The sequence below is a fragment of the Streptosporangium sp. NPDC050284 genome, assembly GCF_044459525.1.
Lineage (GTDB): Bacteria > Actinomycetota > Actinomycetes > Streptosporangiales > Streptosporangiaceae > Streptosporangium.
This window is the reverse complement of the sequence record NZ_JBITIZ010000014.1, coordinates 44,609-58,522: the sequence shown is the minus strand read 5'-3', so window position 1 is coordinate 58,522 and position 13,914 is coordinate 44,609. Positions and strand designations below refer to the sequence as shown.

General features: G+C 70.8%; 13 protein-coding genes. 4 read left to right on the top strand and 9 right to left on the bottom strand.

The window, feature by feature from the left end; translation table 11 throughout:
• Positions 1-47: 47 nt before the first annotated feature.
• From ACIBH4_RS28960 to ACIBH4_RS28950, 3 genes are read right to left on the bottom strand one after another with little or no spacing between them, the layout of a single operon-like run.
• Positions 48-986 carry an ABC transporter permease gene (locus ACIBH4_RS28960; RefSeq protein ID WP_362501875.1) on the bottom strand — a complete coding sequence of 313 codons (939 nt, stop codon included), beginning with the start codon at positions 984-986 and terminating at the stop codon, positions 48-50.
• Complete coding sequence (locus tag ACIBH4_RS28955; RefSeq protein WP_362501873.1) at positions 983-2,026, bottom strand: ABC transporter permease; 1,044 nt, start codon at positions 2,024-2,026, stop codon at positions 983-985. Before ACIBH4_RS28955 ends, ACIBH4_RS28960 begins: the two co-directional genes overlap by 4 nt.
• Entirely contained in the window at positions 2,023-3,495 is a 1,473-nt protein-coding gene (locus ACIBH4_RS28950) for a sugar ABC transporter ATP-binding protein (RefSeq protein ID WP_362501871.1), read from the bottom strand. Before ACIBH4_RS28950 ends, ACIBH4_RS28955 begins: the two co-directional genes overlap by 4 nt.
• A 286-nt stretch (positions 3,496-3,781) precedes the next feature.
• Here ACIBH4_RS28950 and ACIBH4_RS28945 point away from each other — a divergent pair, with 286 nt between their 5' ends.
• Positions 3,782-4,969, top strand: coding sequence for an ROK family protein (locus tag ACIBH4_RS28945; RefSeq protein ID WP_362501869.1), 1,188 nt, complete (start codon positions 3,782-3,784; stop codon positions 4,967-4,969).
• Between the two features lie 111 nt (positions 4,970-5,080).
• Here the strand turns inward: ACIBH4_RS28945 and ACIBH4_RS28940 are convergent, their stop codons facing one another.
• From ACIBH4_RS28940 to ACIBH4_RS28920, 5 genes are all read right to left on the bottom strand, one after another.
• On the bottom strand, positions 5,081-6,046 hold the full coding sequence (locus tag ACIBH4_RS28940; RefSeq protein ID WP_362501867.1) for a UDP-glucuronic acid decarboxylase family protein: 966 nt from the start codon (positions 6,044-6,046) through the stop codon (positions 5,081-5,083).
• Positions 6,043-7,122, bottom strand: coding sequence for a glycosyltransferase family 9 protein (locus tag ACIBH4_RS28935; RefSeq protein WP_362501865.1), 1,080 nt, complete (start codon positions 7,120-7,122; stop codon positions 6,043-6,045). The genes ACIBH4_RS28940 and ACIBH4_RS28935 overlap by 4 nt, the downstream gene beginning before the upstream one ends.
• A gap of 34 nt (positions 7,123-7,156) precedes the next feature.
• Positions 7,157-8,383 carry a glycosyltransferase family 9 protein gene (locus tag ACIBH4_RS28930; protein ID WP_362765256.1) on the bottom strand — a complete coding sequence of 409 codons (1,227 nt, stop codon included), beginning with the start codon at positions 8,381-8,383 and terminating at the stop codon, positions 7,157-7,159.
• Positions 8,384-8,790: 407 nt separating this feature from the next.
• Positions 8,791-9,234, bottom strand: coding sequence for a deaminase (locus tag ACIBH4_RS28925; RefSeq protein ID WP_362765258.1), 444 nt, complete (start codon positions 9,232-9,234; stop codon positions 8,791-8,793).
• Positions 9,235-9,321: 87 nt separating this feature from the next.
• Positions 9,322-10,518, bottom strand: coding sequence for an RNA-guided endonuclease TnpB family protein (locus tag ACIBH4_RS28920; RefSeq protein ID WP_362765261.1), 1,197 nt, complete (start codon positions 10,516-10,518; stop codon positions 9,322-9,324).
• A 22-nt stretch (positions 10,519-10,540) separates the two neighbouring features.
• Here ACIBH4_RS28920 and tnpA point away from each other — a divergent pair, with 22 nt between their 5' ends.
• Positions 10,541-10,963 carry an IS200/IS605 family transposase gene (gene tnpA, locus ACIBH4_RS28915; RefSeq protein ID WP_362501859.1) on the top strand — a complete coding sequence of 141 codons (423 nt, stop codon included), beginning with the start codon at positions 10,541-10,543 and terminating at the stop codon, positions 10,961-10,963.
• A 90-nt stretch (positions 10,964-11,053) separates the two neighbouring features.
• Here the strand turns inward: tnpA and ACIBH4_RS28910 are convergent, their stop codons facing one another.
• A complete protein-coding gene (locus tag ACIBH4_RS28910) occupies positions 11,054-11,758 on the bottom strand; it encodes a dihydrofolate reductase family protein (protein WP_362765264.1) in 705 nt (234 codons plus the stop codon).
• A gap of 456 nt (positions 11,759-12,214) precedes the next feature.
• Between ACIBH4_RS28910 and ACIBH4_RS28905 the strand changes: the two genes are divergently transcribed.
• Positions 12,215-13,195, top strand: a complete 981-nt coding sequence (locus tag ACIBH4_RS28905) for an inorganic phosphate transporter (RefSeq protein ID WP_362501854.1) — start codon at positions 12,215-12,217, stop codon at positions 13,193-13,195.
• Entirely contained in the window at positions 13,192-13,851 is a 660-nt protein-coding gene (locus ACIBH4_RS28900) for a DUF47 family protein (protein WP_350947336.1), read from the top strand. Before ACIBH4_RS28905 ends, ACIBH4_RS28900 begins: the two co-directional genes overlap by 4 nt.
• Positions 13,852-13,914 lie beyond the last annotated feature (63 nt).

Genomic DNA, 13,914 nt, shown 5'->3' with positions numbered 1-13,914 from the left:
TGATCGATCTGTTCAATGAAGGCTCTCCTTGTTTCTCTGGGGTGCGTTCAGACGCGTAGGGCGCGCCTGAACGGAAGCCGTACGGAACTCACCGCGACGGCGGCGATGATGATCACGCCCTGGACCGCGAACTCCAGGGCCCCCGAGATCCCGTACAGGTTGAGCAGGGTGAACAGCGCTTCGAGGGTGAAGGCCCCGGCCATCGCGGCGACCACGGAGCCGCGCCCGCCACCGAGCGCGACGCCACCGAGGACGACGGCCGTGATGGCCTGGAACTCCAGGCCCTGCCCGACCTGGGCCGAGACGCCCGCGAAGCCGCCGAGCAGGATGCCCGCGACGGCCGCGGCCAGGCCGGAGATGACGAAGGCGGCGATCCTGGTCCGGTCGACCCTCACCCCGGACAGTCCTGCCGCGCGTTCGTTGTCGCCGGTGGCGATGAGCCGCTTACCGAAGTCGGAGCGCATGAGGAGGATCGCCGCGGTGCCCGCGACGAGAAGGATGAGTACCGACCAGGGCACCGGGCCGAGATCCCTGCGACCGAACATCCGGAACGTCTCCGACAGCGCGCCGCGCGGGGCGCCGCCGGTCCACAGGAACACCGCGCCGGACAGCACCAGCATCATGCCGAGCGTGGTGATGAACGACGGCACCCGCAGCTTGGTGGTGATGGCCCCGTTGGCGAGCCCGACCAGCAGCCCGATCACGATCAGCAGGGCCAGCACCGGCCAGGTCGCCTGCTCCTGCCCGTCGATCAGCCGGGCGGCCACCACGACCTGCACGGTGACGAGTGACCCCACCGACAGGTCGAACTCCCCCGAGACGATCACGAAGTACTGCCCGGCGGCCAGGATGACCAGCGGCGCGGCCCTCTTGAGGAAGGCGAGGAACCCGGCGGGCTCCAGGAAGAACGGGTTCACCAGCGCGATCAGCACCAGCAGCACCGCCAGCACGGCGAGGATCGGCCCCATGGACCTGAGGGCTCTCATCGGGATCGCCCCCTCGCGCCGCGGCGGGCGTAGACGGCCACGGCGACGACGATCACCACGCCGCGGACCACGTCCTTGAAGAACGCGTTGACCTCCAGCTGGTTGAAGACGCTGTCGAGCACGGCGAGCAGCAACACCCCGCCGACCGTCCCGGCGACCCCGCCCCTGCCTCCGGCCAGGGCCGTACCGCCGAGGACCACCGCGGCGATCGACTCCAGGTCGTAGCCGCCGTCGGTGCCGACCGTGGGCGCGCCCGCGCCGAGCCTGCTCGCCAGCAGCAGCCCGGCGACGCCCGCGCAGACCGAGCACAGGATGTGTGCGGCGACGACGATCCTGCCGGTCCGTACGCCGGACAGCCTGGCCACCTCCTCGTCACCGCCGACCGCGTAGATCCGGTACCCGAGCCTGGTACGGCGCAGCAGGAACCAGACGGCGAGCGCGACGGCGGCCCACAGCAGCGCGGAGACGGGGACCGGTCCGATCCTGTCGTAGCCGAGCCGCTGGAAGGAGTCGGGCACGCTGCCCGCGGGACCGTCGTAGAGGTGGTCCACGATCCCCTTGACGATGAGGGCCGTGCCGAGGGTCGCGATGAAGGCGTGGACGTGCAGCCGGGTGATGACCAGGCCGTTGACCAGCCCGATCAGCGCGCTCACCGCGAGCACCGCCGCGACGCCGGGAACGATTCCGCCGTCCTGCCCGGCCATGATCTCGGCCGCGACGAGGGAGGTGAGGCTGATCAGGTACGCCACCGACAGGTCCAGCGACCCGACCAGGATCGCCAGCGTCTGACCCACCGCGACGATGCCCAGCGCGGCCGAGCGCTGCTGGATACCGACGATGGTCTCCAGCGTGAGGAAGTCGCCCCCGTCGAGGGCGACCAACACCCATCCGACGAGCATGACCCCGGCCAGGGCGAGGTAGATGACCTGGGTCGAGCCGATGCGGCCCACCAGGGCGCGTCTTCTCTCCCCTTCCGGCGGGATGGGGGCGGCGGGCGCGGCGGTGCCGGTCGCCGCCGCGGGCCTGCCCCGGCCGGTCATGACGTCACCTCACCGGCGGCCAGGCGCATGACGGCCTCCTCCGAGGATCCGGCGGGCAGCGCACCGGCGATGCGGCCGTCGCGCATCACGACGACGCGGTCGCTCATGCCGATCAGCTCGGGAAGCTCGGACGAGATCATCATGATCGCCATTCCGTCCTCGGCCAGGCCGCGCATCAAATCGTGGATGGCGGCCTTGGCACCCACGTCGACCCCGCGCGTGGGCTCGTCGAAGATCAGGACCTTCGGCGCCACGGTCATCCACTTGGCCAGCACGACCTTCTGCTGGTTGCCGCCGGACAGGTAGCGGACCTCCTGCTCGGGGCGGGGCGGGTGGAGTCGTACCGCCTCCAGGAGTTCGAGGACACCGGTCCCGCCGGTCCCGCCGATCCTGCCGCCGTTGCCGATCCTGCGCACCGAGCGGGAGACCAGCAGGGCGTTGTCCCGTACGGACTGGCGCAGCGCGAGCCCTTCGGCCTTGCGGTCCTCGTTCACCAGGCCGATCCCGGCGGCCACGGCCTGCCGCACCGATGTCGGCCGCAGCGGGCTCATCGTGCCGCGCGTGAACGGCTCGGCTCCGAACAGGGCCTTGGCCAGCTCGGTGCGGCCCGACCCCTGCAGGCCGGCCACCCCGAGGATCTCGCGTTCGCGCAGTTCGAGGTCGATCCCGTCGAGCACGGCGTTGCCTCCGCCGCGCACGCTGAGCCGCACCTCTCCGGGCTCCGTGCCCCTGTCGGGGAAGTAGGTGCCGAGGTCGCGGCCGACCATCAGCCGGACCAGCTCGTCGGAGGTGATCTCGGCGGTGTCCGCGGTCCTGACCAGCGTGCCGTCCTTCAGCACCGTCACCCGGTCGGACAGGTCGAAGACCTCTCGCAGCCGGTGGGAGATGTAGAGGACGGCGATGCTCCGCTCCCGCAGGCGGGCCACCAGCCGGTAGAGCAGCTCCACCTCGTGATCCGCGAGTGCCGCCGTGGGCTCGTCCATCACGATGATCCTGGCGTCCTGGGAGAGCGCCTTGACGATCTCCACGACCTGCTGCTGGGCGATGGAGAGGTGACGGACCAGGTCCCGGGGGGTGAAGGAGGTCTCGCCGAGTTCCTGGAGCAGCCGGGCGGTGGCGGTCTCCATCGCCTCCCTGTCGACCAGCCCCCGCCGGACGGGCTCGCGGCCGAGGAAGACGTTCTCGGCGACGCTGCGCTCGGGCAGCAGGTTGAACTCCTGGTAGATGATCGCGACCCCGGCGCGCTGCGCCTCGACCGGGTGGGCGAAGGAGACCTCGGTGCCGTCGATCTCGATGCTGCCCTCGTCAGGGGCGTGCACCCCGGCGAGGACTTTCATCAGCGTGGACTTTCCCGCGCCGTTCTCACCGACGACCGCGTGCACCTCTCCGGCGGCGACCTCCAGATCGACCTCGCTCAGTACGCGAACCCCGAGAAAACTCTTGGCGATGCCGCGCATTCTCAGGATCATGAGGCTACCGTCCCCGCGCGAGATACGGCGGCGGGAAAACGCGCCTGAGGTGCCAGGGATACCTGGGATATCAGGGACAGGGCTAACACATCCGAAAATCCGGTCCCGACGTCACCGGATGGTAATCGATTCGTCGGTAACCGGCCGATTTCCTTCATGTGTCCGGATGCTAAAGCGCTCTTATGGCGACGGTCAAGCAAAAGGATGTCACCATTTGGCATAATGAGGCAGGCCGAGCGCCTAAGTCGCTTTGACGCAGCGGAAACAAGGGGTGTTGACTGTGTGCATGTTCAGCGAAGCGAACGGTTCGATCGCCGGTGCGGGGGCGCTTCTCAACATCCTGCGCGACGGTCAGGCCAGAACGAGGGCCGAACTGGTCCAGCTCACCGGGCTGGCCAGGTCCACCCTGGCCCAGCGTCTCGACGCGTTGCTGAGCCAGCAGTGGATCATCCCCACCGAGGAGGCCATCTCCTCAGGGGGCCGCCCCGCCATCGCCTTCACGTTCAACCGCACCGCCCGCGTCGTCCTCTCCGCCGACCTCGGTGCCACTCACGCCCGGGTGGCGGTCACCGACCTCGGCACCACGGTCCTCGCCGAGCGCGCGGCCGAGGTGCCGATAGACCGCGGACCCGAGGAGACGCTCGGCTGGCTCCAGCGCACCTTCGAGGAGATGCTCGCCGAGATCGGTCACCGCCCGGAGGAGATCTGCGGCATCGGCGTCGGCCTGCCCGGCCCGGTCGAGCACAGCTCGGGACGCCCGGTCAATCCGCCGATAATGCCGGGCTGGGATGGTTTCCCCGTTCCCGAGTGGCTCGGCTCGCGCCTCGGCGCCCCCGTCCTCGTCGACAACGACGTGAACATCATGGCGCTGGGCGAGCACTGGGCCGCCCGCCCCGGCGCCGACCACCTCATCTTCGTCAAGATTGGCACCGGCATCGGCTGCGGCATCATCAGCGACCGCCGTCTGCACCGGGGCGCCCAGGGCGCGGCCGGCGACATCGGGCACATCCGGGTGGCCTCGGCCCTGAACACCGTCTGCCGCTGCGGCAACGTCGGCTGCCTGGAAGCCGTCGCCAGTGGCGCCGCCATGGCCGCCAAGCTGTCCGCGGACGGGGTGGAGGCCGACGACAGCCGCGACGTGGTCCGCCTCGTACGCGCGGGCAACACCGACGCCGTGCAGCTCATCCGGCAGGCGGGCCGCGAGGTCGGCGACGTGCTCGCCTCGATCGTCAACTTCTTCAACCCCTCGGTGATCGTGGTCGGCGGCGACATCTCCGAGGCCGGTGAGCAGGTGCTCGCCGGGCTTCGCGAGGTCATCTACAGCCGGTCGCTGCCCCTCGCCACCCAGCACCTGACGATCACCGCCAGCGAGCTGGGCGACCGCGCGGGTGTGATCGGCGCCGCCGTCATGGTCATCGAGCACGTGCTCGCCCCCGGCAGCGTCGACCGCTCCGTCTCCGTCCCCGCCGTCTGACCGATCCCCGATGGGACCGTCGCGGCCTACCCCGCTCACCCCGCCTACCCCGCTTCCCGGCGGGTAGGTGGCTTTCGCGATCCACCCCGGCCCCGGCGGGAAGGAGACCTCTCAGCGGGGGATCAGCTCCTGCGACGCGCTGAGTTCCCGCGCGAACCAGGCGATGGTACGGCGCAGTCCCTCGATGACGTCGATTTTCGGCCGCCATCCCAGCGCGGAGACGGCGAGGGAGATGTCGGGACGGCGGATCTGCGGATCGTCGTCGGGGCGGCCGACGAAGCGGATCGGTGACTCCGAGCCGGTCAGGTGCCGGACCGTCTCGGCGAGGGCCAGCACGCTCAGCTCGGTGGGATTGCCGATGTTGACCGGCCCGGTCATCTCGCCGCGGGCCAGAGCCACGATCCCCTCCACGGTGTCGTCGACGTAGCACACCGACCGGGTCTGCCCTCCGTCGCCGGCCACCGTGATCGGCTCACCGCGCAACGCCTGGCGCACGAAGGTGGGAATGGCCCGGCCGTCATAGGGCCGCATCCTCGGCCCGTAGGTGTTGAAGATCCGTACGATCGCGGTGTCGGTGCCGTGACAGGTCCGGTACGCGGTGGTCAGCGCCTCGGCGAACCGCTTGGCCTCGTCATAGACGCTGCGCGGTCCCACCGGGTTGACGTTGCCCCAGTAGGTCTCGCGCTGCGGATGCTCCAGCGGATCGCCGTAGACCTCGCTGGTGGAGGCGAGCACGAGCCGGGCGCCCTTGTTCCTGGCCAGCCCCAGCGCGTGCAGCGTGCCCAGGCTGCCCGCCTTCAACGTCTCGATCGGATGGCGCAGGTAGTCCACCGGCGAGGCCGCCGAGGCGAGGTGCAACACCAGGTCCACCTCCCCGGGCACCCGCAGAAAACTCGTGACGTCGCACTCCACCAGCCGGAAGGCGGGCAACCCGACCAGGTGCCCGACGTTGGCCGGCGAACCGGTGAGGAAGTTGTCCAGGCAGACCACCTCCGCCCCCTCGTCCAGCAGCCGCTCACACAGGTGTGACCCGACGAATCCCGCGCCACCGGTCACCACCACCCGCCGCCCGTTCACCGCACCCCCACCTCCATCAGGCGCGCGGCGGCGTCGAGGACGTCCCAGACCCCGATCTCCAGCAGTCCCGGATCGGGCCGGTACCCGTAGGGATCGCCGAGACCTCCTGCCCACAGGACGGTGTGCGGCCCCGTCGGCGGCGGTCCCCACAGCGCGGGCGAGACGGGGCCGAACAGCGTCACCGAAGGGGTGAGGAAGGCGGCCGCCAGGTGAGCCACGCCGGTGTCGCCGCAGATCACCAGCCGTGCCCCCGCCACCAACCCGGCCAGTTCGAGCAACCCGGTGCGCCCGGCGAGTACGGACGTGGACGGCAGCCCCGCGAGCAGGGCCACCCGTTCGGCGAGGTCCCTTTCCCGCTCGCCCCCCGTGACCACGACCCGGTGCCCGTTGTCCCGCAGTTCCGCGGCCACGAGCGCGAACCGCTCCGGCGGCCAGCGCCTGGCCGGGTATGCGGCTCCCGGGTGGATGACGACCGGCCGCGAGCCCTCGTCGGCGAGGGGAGGGCGTTCCAGTTCCAGATCGGCGGGATCGGCCTCGATGCCGTACCAGCCGAGCAGGTCGCACCAGCGCCGCACCTCGTGCACGCCTTCCGCCCAGTCCGGTCCGTACGCGTCGGGGAAGGCGGGATGCCGGTAGGTCAGCAGCCGAGCCGGGCCGGTGCGGTGGAGCGCGGCGATGCCTCGCCGGCCACCGCCGTACAGGTTGACGGCGACGTCGACACGCCGCCCGAGGCGCGGCACGTGACCGGGGCCCGACACGTCGCACACCTCGTCCACCCCGCCGATCAACGGCACCAGGGGCGCCAGCGCGGCGGGCGCGGCCAGCACGATCCGGTGGTCGGGATGGGATCGCCGCAGAGCCCGCAGGGCGGGGACGACGGTGAGCAGGTCACCCAGCCCCAGTCCGCGCAGCACGATCATGACCGGCTGATCGTCCTCCAGGGCGACGTTCCGCCCCGCGGTGTCGCTGCCGGTGTCGGCGCCGGACTCGACGCCGGTCTCGACGCCGGTCTCGCTGTCGGTCTCGCTGCCGGCGTCAGAAGGACGCGCATGGTCAGATAACGGGGGGAGTCTCATGTGACGACCTCTTTCACGAACGTCGGGGCGATCCTCATGTGACGGTCTCCTTCACGAACGTCAGGTGGTCGACCGCCTCGACGACCCGCGCGCTCGGCACCGACGCCGGACACGGGTGACCGGCGACCGGACGGGTTCCGGCCCACGTCGTCTCGCGGGACGTCCGCCTGTCTCCGAGGAGCACGGCCGGCACCCCGTACGGCGCCCAGCGCCCGGCGGGGGCGAACAGGCTGACGACCGGTGTGCCGACCGCCGCCGCGAGGTGGGCGGGTCCCGTGTCGGCGACGACCACCGCGCACGCTCCTTCGAGCACCGCGGCGAACTCGGGGTAGGTCGTCCTGCCGCCCAGATCGACGACGGACCTACCCGGGTGGCCGCCGGGCCGCCCGTCACGCGGGCCCGGGTGGCCGTTCGAACCCCGGCCACCCGTCGCGGCCGACTCACCGTCGACCCAGCCCGCCGTGAAGGCGGGCTCATCCATCTCCCAGCCGCGCAGGCGGGCGGGGCCTTCGCTCATCCAGTCGCCCGCGAAGAGGGGACCCGGCGACAGGCCGTGCTGCCCGGCACCCGAGGCGATCCGCGCGGTGAGTCCCCGCTCGTCCCGGTCGCCGGTCACGACGACCCTGCGACCCGAGCGGACCAGGTCGTGGACCGCGCGTGCCCAGTTCTCCTCCGGCCACGCCCTGGCGGGGACCGAGACGCCGGGGTGCAGGACCACGTAGCCCGGCGCCCCGGTGAGGTGGCCGACATCGGGCAGCGGGCGTCGCACGGCGAGGCCGCCCGCGTCTCCCGCCGGAAGCTCGAATCCCGCCGCCGCGGCCAGCCCGAGCATTCGCTCGGGCTCCGGCATGTCCGCCTCCTCGTCGACGGCGTGCCACACGTCGAGCAGCGAGCCCGGGTGGTCGGTGGAGATCGCGGCGATCCTCGGCGTGTCCGCCAGCCTGAGCAGCAGGGCCAGCGGCAGCGCAGACCGGTGGCGCGGGGTGAGGATGAGGGCCTGTTCCGGGGCCACGTCACGGACGACGCGCAGCAACCTCAGGACGTGCGTGCCGGTCACGGGCGGCGCGGCGGGGTCGATCCACGGCGTACGCCACTCCACCACTCTCGACACCCCGGGCAGCAGTTCGGCGGCGGCCCGGCCGTACGGCCCGGTCAGCAGCACGACCTCCCGCGCGCTCGCGGCCACCGCGCGGATCGCGGGTCCCGCCAGCAGGACGTCGCCCGCCTTGTCCAGGCGGGCGACGAGGACGGTGCCGATCACCGTCGCTCCCTCGGTCGCGTCACGACGTGGGCGATCTTCCCGTTGACCGCAAAAACGGCCAATAAGTCATGAAATGTCGTATTTTTACCGAGAAATCCCATGGCGCTCGGCCTCTCGTTCGATATCTACTGACTACCGAGAGGAGCGACCACACAAACCGAAAAATCGTACATAAGCGCAGTTAAGAGGATTATGCAATTACTTTTATCACTATAAGTAATCACTGCCGCGATTACCCGGCCCATCGGCCGGGTAGCGAAGCTTCGCGACGGTGAATCCCCGCGAGACCGGACGGCCCTGGTGATCGGATAACCGGGGGCGGTCACGGGAGGCGGCGGGCGAGGAGCCGATCGGCCGGCGGCAGGGCGCGGAAAGCCGATCGGCCGGAGAGCCGGGCGAAGGGCCCCTCAGCCGGAAACGAGGTGGGCGTTGGGTTCGCGGGCACGGTCCGCCAGCTCGGGAATCTCCAGCACGGTCACCCCGGCCGCCGCGAGTTCCTCGGCCCCGTGGCAGTCGACGAAGACCAGCGGCTCGCGCCACGCCATCACCACGCGCCGCACACCGCTGTCCAGGATCAGCCGGGTGCAGGTCCTGGGACGCGAGGCGCGCGCGCTGCACGGCTCCAGACTGCTGTAGACCGTGGCGCCGGCCAGCCGGGGATCGTCCGGGGAGATCTTGGCCAACGCCGACTCCTCCGCGTGGACGTGGGGGTCGTTCTCCCGCGAGTAGCCCCGGGAGATCTCCTCACCGTCGGCGGAGACGACCACGGCGCCGACCGAGAAGGCCGTCTCCGAGGGCGGGCACGACCTCGCCAGGTCGCACGCCAGCTCCAGCCATTCGCGGTCGCTCATCTCGGCCTCCCCCGTGGACGGCGTCTCAGGTCAGCAGTTGACGCGCTCCCCGGCCTGAAGGCCGGGGATTCAGCCCGCGCCGCGCGTTCACGCGGCACCTCTGAGGCTTCCTGTTTCGTCGACCTGAGCCACCGCGAGCGGTGGTCTTACCGGGTCTCCACAGTCGTTTAGCCTGTCCGCCCGTCCGGCGGCCAGGATGTTGATCGCCGCGTTGATGTCCCGGTCGTGGACGGCCCCGCACAGGCAGGTCCACGACCGGACGTTGAGCGGCATCGACTCGGCGATGTGCCCGCAGTCAGAGCAGAGCTTGGAGGAGGGGAACCAGCGGTCGATCTTCGTGAAGGTCCGCCCGTACCGCTTGGCCTTGTACTCCAACATGGTCGTGAACTGCGACCATCCGGCGTCGTGTACCGACTTGGCGAGTCGTGTGCGTCCGAGACCGGACACCGACAGGTTCTCCACGGCCACCGCTTGGTTCTCGCGGATGATGCTCGTGGAGAGCTTGTGGGCGAAGTCGCGGCGCGCGTCGGTCACCCGGGCGTGCGCCCTGGCGACCTTGGCCTTGGCCTTGGTGCGGTTGTTCGATCCCTTGGCCTTGCGGCTGAGATCCCGCTGCGCCTTGCGGAGCTTCTTCGCGGCCCGGCGCAGGAAGCGCGGGTTGTCCACCTTCCGGCCGTCCGACAGCACCGCGAAATGCGTCAAACCGAGATCGATCCCCACTTCGGCGGCCGACTCCGGGAGTTGCTCGCCGCCGGTCTCGACGACGAAGCTCGCGAAGTACCTGCCGGAGGCGTCCTTGATGACCGTCACGCTCGACGGGTCGGCGGGCAGATCCCGCGACCAGCGGACGTTCACGTCGCCGATCTTCGGCAGGCGAAGTTTCCCGCCCGCCGTGACCTGGAACCGGGCGTTCTTCGTGAACCGGATGGCCTGCCGGTTGTCCTTGCGGGATCGGAACCGGGGGGCGGCGACCTTGGGCCCCTTCCGTTTGCCCGACAGCGAGGCGAAGAAGTTGCGGTAGGCGGTGTTCAGGTCCGCGAGCGCCTGCTGCAACACCACGGCTGACACCTCGCCCAGCCATGCTCGTTGCGGGGTGTTCTTCGCGGCGGTGATGACCCGCTTGGACAACTCCGCGTCCGAGACGTACGCCACCCCCTGCTCGCGGGCGTCGGTCCGGGCGCGCAGCCCGTCGTTGTACACCGTCCGCGCGCACCCGAACGCTCGCGCCAGCGATTCGCGCTGACCCGGCGACGGGTAGAGGCGGACGTTGTACCGAAGCTGCACACCATGACCCTACCATTGGTCTATGGCCGAACATGGAGACATCAGAACCGGCAGGCACTGTGTTTTTGTCCTTCATGCCCATTTGGTTTTCGTGACCAAGTTCCGGCATCGGGTGTTCACCGGGGCACACCTGGAACGCCTGGAACAGATCATGCGGGACGTCTGCGCCGACTTCGAGACCGAACTGGCCGAGTTCAACGGCGAGGCCAGCCATGTTCACCTGCTGGTCAATTTCCCGCCCAAGATCGCCCTGTCCCGGCTCGTCAACAGCCTCAAGGGCGTCTCCTCCCGCCGGATGCGAACCGAGTTCCCCGAACTGGCCCGCCACTACTACCGGGCGAACAAGCTGTGGTCGGGCTCCTACTTCGCCGGAAGCGTGGGCGGCGCACCGATCAGCGTCCTGCGCCGGTACATCGAGCAGCAGAACCGCCCCGTCCGAGCCTGACCGGACGCCGATCCGCCGTGGCGGCGGATCGGCTTTTCCTGCCCCGCTACGCGGGCGAGTCCGCTTCACACCGGCCTGAACGCCGGAGCACTACGGACGAATCTGGTAGCGCAGGAGGGTGACGTCGCCCATCTTGCGGACCTCCGCCAGGTCCATTCTGCGATCGCGGTCACGGGGGAACTCCCCGCCCCCGACGAAACGCGGGGCCGCCGGATCGCCGACGAAGAACGGCGCGACGACGAGGTGGAGTTCGTCCACGAGATCCTCCCGCAGGAAGCGGGTGTGCACGGAGGTGCCGCCCTCGACCATCAGGCGGCGCACCCCCCGCCCGTACAGGTCACCCAGGACACGGCCCAGGTCGACCGTGCCGCCCGTGCCGACGGCGGCACCCGGGGCACCGGCGTCGACCACCTCGGCGGCCCCGCCGAGACGCCCGGCGAGCTTCGCCACCGCCGCCGGCGCGGCGTACACGATCTTCTCCGTGTCACCGGCCGTGAAGAAGGCGGCGCCCGGGTCGAGGTCTCCGGTGGCGGTGAGCGTCACCTTCGCGGGAGACGGCGGCAGGCCGCGCGCGACCCGCTCCAGCGCACGCTCGGGCGACCTGACGAGGAGTCGCGGATCGTCGCGGCGGACGGTGCCCGCTCCGACCAGGATCGCGTCGCAGGTGGCGCGGACCGCGTCGACCCGGTCGAAGTCCTCGTCGTTGGAGAGCAGGAGCCGTCGTGGCGTCTCGTCGTCGATGTATCCGTCGACGGACATCGCGCAGCTCAGCAGCACGTAGGGGCGCTCGCCCACCCTCCACCTCCCCGCCTCGGCACCGGCCGATCGTAACAACCTCGCCGTACCCGCTCGTGGCGACGTCCGCCTCCGCGCGTCCCGCCCGGCCACTTCCCGCCGGTCGCGTACCGGCGAAGACAGGATGTCATCTGTACGTCAGCGGCAATTCCCCCTTCGTTTACCCTCTGTTAACCTAAAAATAAAGCTTTCTCATTGAAGGGGCATAAATGCGCGCGAGTCCGCCGAGACGTGGCCACGGACGCTCCCCGGGTCTTCTTCGACCTCTCGGAAGGCCGACCCGCCACCGTCTCCGCGACACCGGCCGCGCGCGCCCCCTCGCCACCCTCGCCGCCCCCGTCTCTCGCACCGCCAGTGCCCTCCGCGCTTCCGGGGGCGAGGGGGAGGCGTGACGGCGAGGCATCCGGGACGCGAGTGCGGCGCGGGCGCGAGGCGCGAACGGCGGTATCACCGCTGATGGGATGGACCCTCGCGTTCGCCGCCGTGGCGATCCTCTTCGTGCTGGCCAGCGGGGCCAATGACGGGGCCACCATCATCGGTCTCGGGCTCAGGTTCCCCCGCTCCCCCGGATGGGCGGTCACCGTGCTCCTCGTGGCCGTGCTCTTCGCCGTCCCGTACCTCCTGGGGGTCGCGGTCGCGCGCACGTTCACCGAGCGGCTGGCCGGGCTCGGGACGAGCGGCGGCGCGGCGGCGTTCCTGGTGGGAGTGGTGATCGCGGTGGCGGTGGTCGCGGTGCTGACCGGCAGGGGCCTGCCGACCAGCCTCACCCTCGCGGTGATCGGCGGCATCAGCGGCGCGGGACTCGGCGCCGGGCTCTCCGTGTCGTGGGGGGACCTGGGCACCGTCCTCGCGATCGGGGCCTGCGCGCCCCTCGCCGGGCTGGTCCTGGGCTATCTGCTGGGGGCCCTGTCGCACCACGTGCCGTCCTACCGTCGCATGCCGCGACTGGTGTTCACCACCCACCTGCTCGCCTACTCGGCCCAGTGCGTGGCGTACGCGGTGAACGACGGCCAGAAGATGATCGCGGTGGTGAGCGTGGCGATCGGCGTGAGCCGTCACGGGCTCGGCGGGGTGGGGCCCGTCGAGGTCCCGCCGGTGTGGATGGCCGCCCTCGTGGCGCTCTTCCTCGCCGGTGCCCTGACGAGTCTGATCCGCGTCGGAGGCCGGTTGGGCCGCGGGGTGGTCATCACCCGCCCGCTGCACATCGTCTCCGCCGAGACGGCGGCCACCGGCGCCGTCCTCGGCAGTTCGGCCCTGGGAAGCCCGGTGAGCATGACCCAGTCGATCACCGCGGGGGTGGTCGGCGCGGCGACGAGCGAGGGAACGAGGAGGGTGCGATGGCAGGGCGTCGTGAACGTGGGTACGGCATGGCTGGTCACGCTGCCGTCGTCGATGGCGCTGGGCTGTCTCGGCGGTCTCGCGCTGAGGCTGATGTGAGCGGCACCGAGGGCCGCACCCGGAGGTTCGCGCGTGCCTGGGACGACCTGCGCGGCCGGTCGGGGCGGCGGATCGTCTCTCTGGTGAGGGAGCAGGTCGCCATCGCGCGGGCGGGAGCCGTGCTCGCCCTCTCGGTCGCGGACGGCGAGATCGAACGGTCGAAGGCACGCGCCCGGATGGCCGACGTGGAGCACGAGGGGGACGAGGCCAGAGCCCGGCTGGTACGGATCCTGCGGCGGGTGCTGGCGACCCCTCTCGACAGGGAGGACCTGTTCAGGCTCTCCCGTTCGATCGACGACGTGCTGGACCAGCTACGCGACTGCGTGCGCGAGATCGACCTGTTCGGGCCACAGGACGTGCGGTTCGCGGTCGAGCCGCTGCGGGCGGTGATCGACGGTCTCGACGAGTTGGAGGGCGCCGTACTGAAGATGATCGACGACCCGGCCTCGGTCACCGGGGCCGTGCTCGCCACCCGCAAGGCGTGCAGTCGCGTCCGCCAGCTCTACCAGGCCCGGCTCGCCGAGTTGTTCGCCGAGCGGCTGACCATGGACACCCTGCGCAGGCGCGAGCTGCTGTCGCGGCTCGACGCGGTGGGCCGCCGGCTCGGCGAGGCCGCCGACGCGCTCGCGGACGCGATGCTCAAACGGAGCCACTGAAGGGAACTCCCGGGTGGCCGGGTTCGTCAATCCCATGCGACCGTTCACCATGCGACGTCCCCG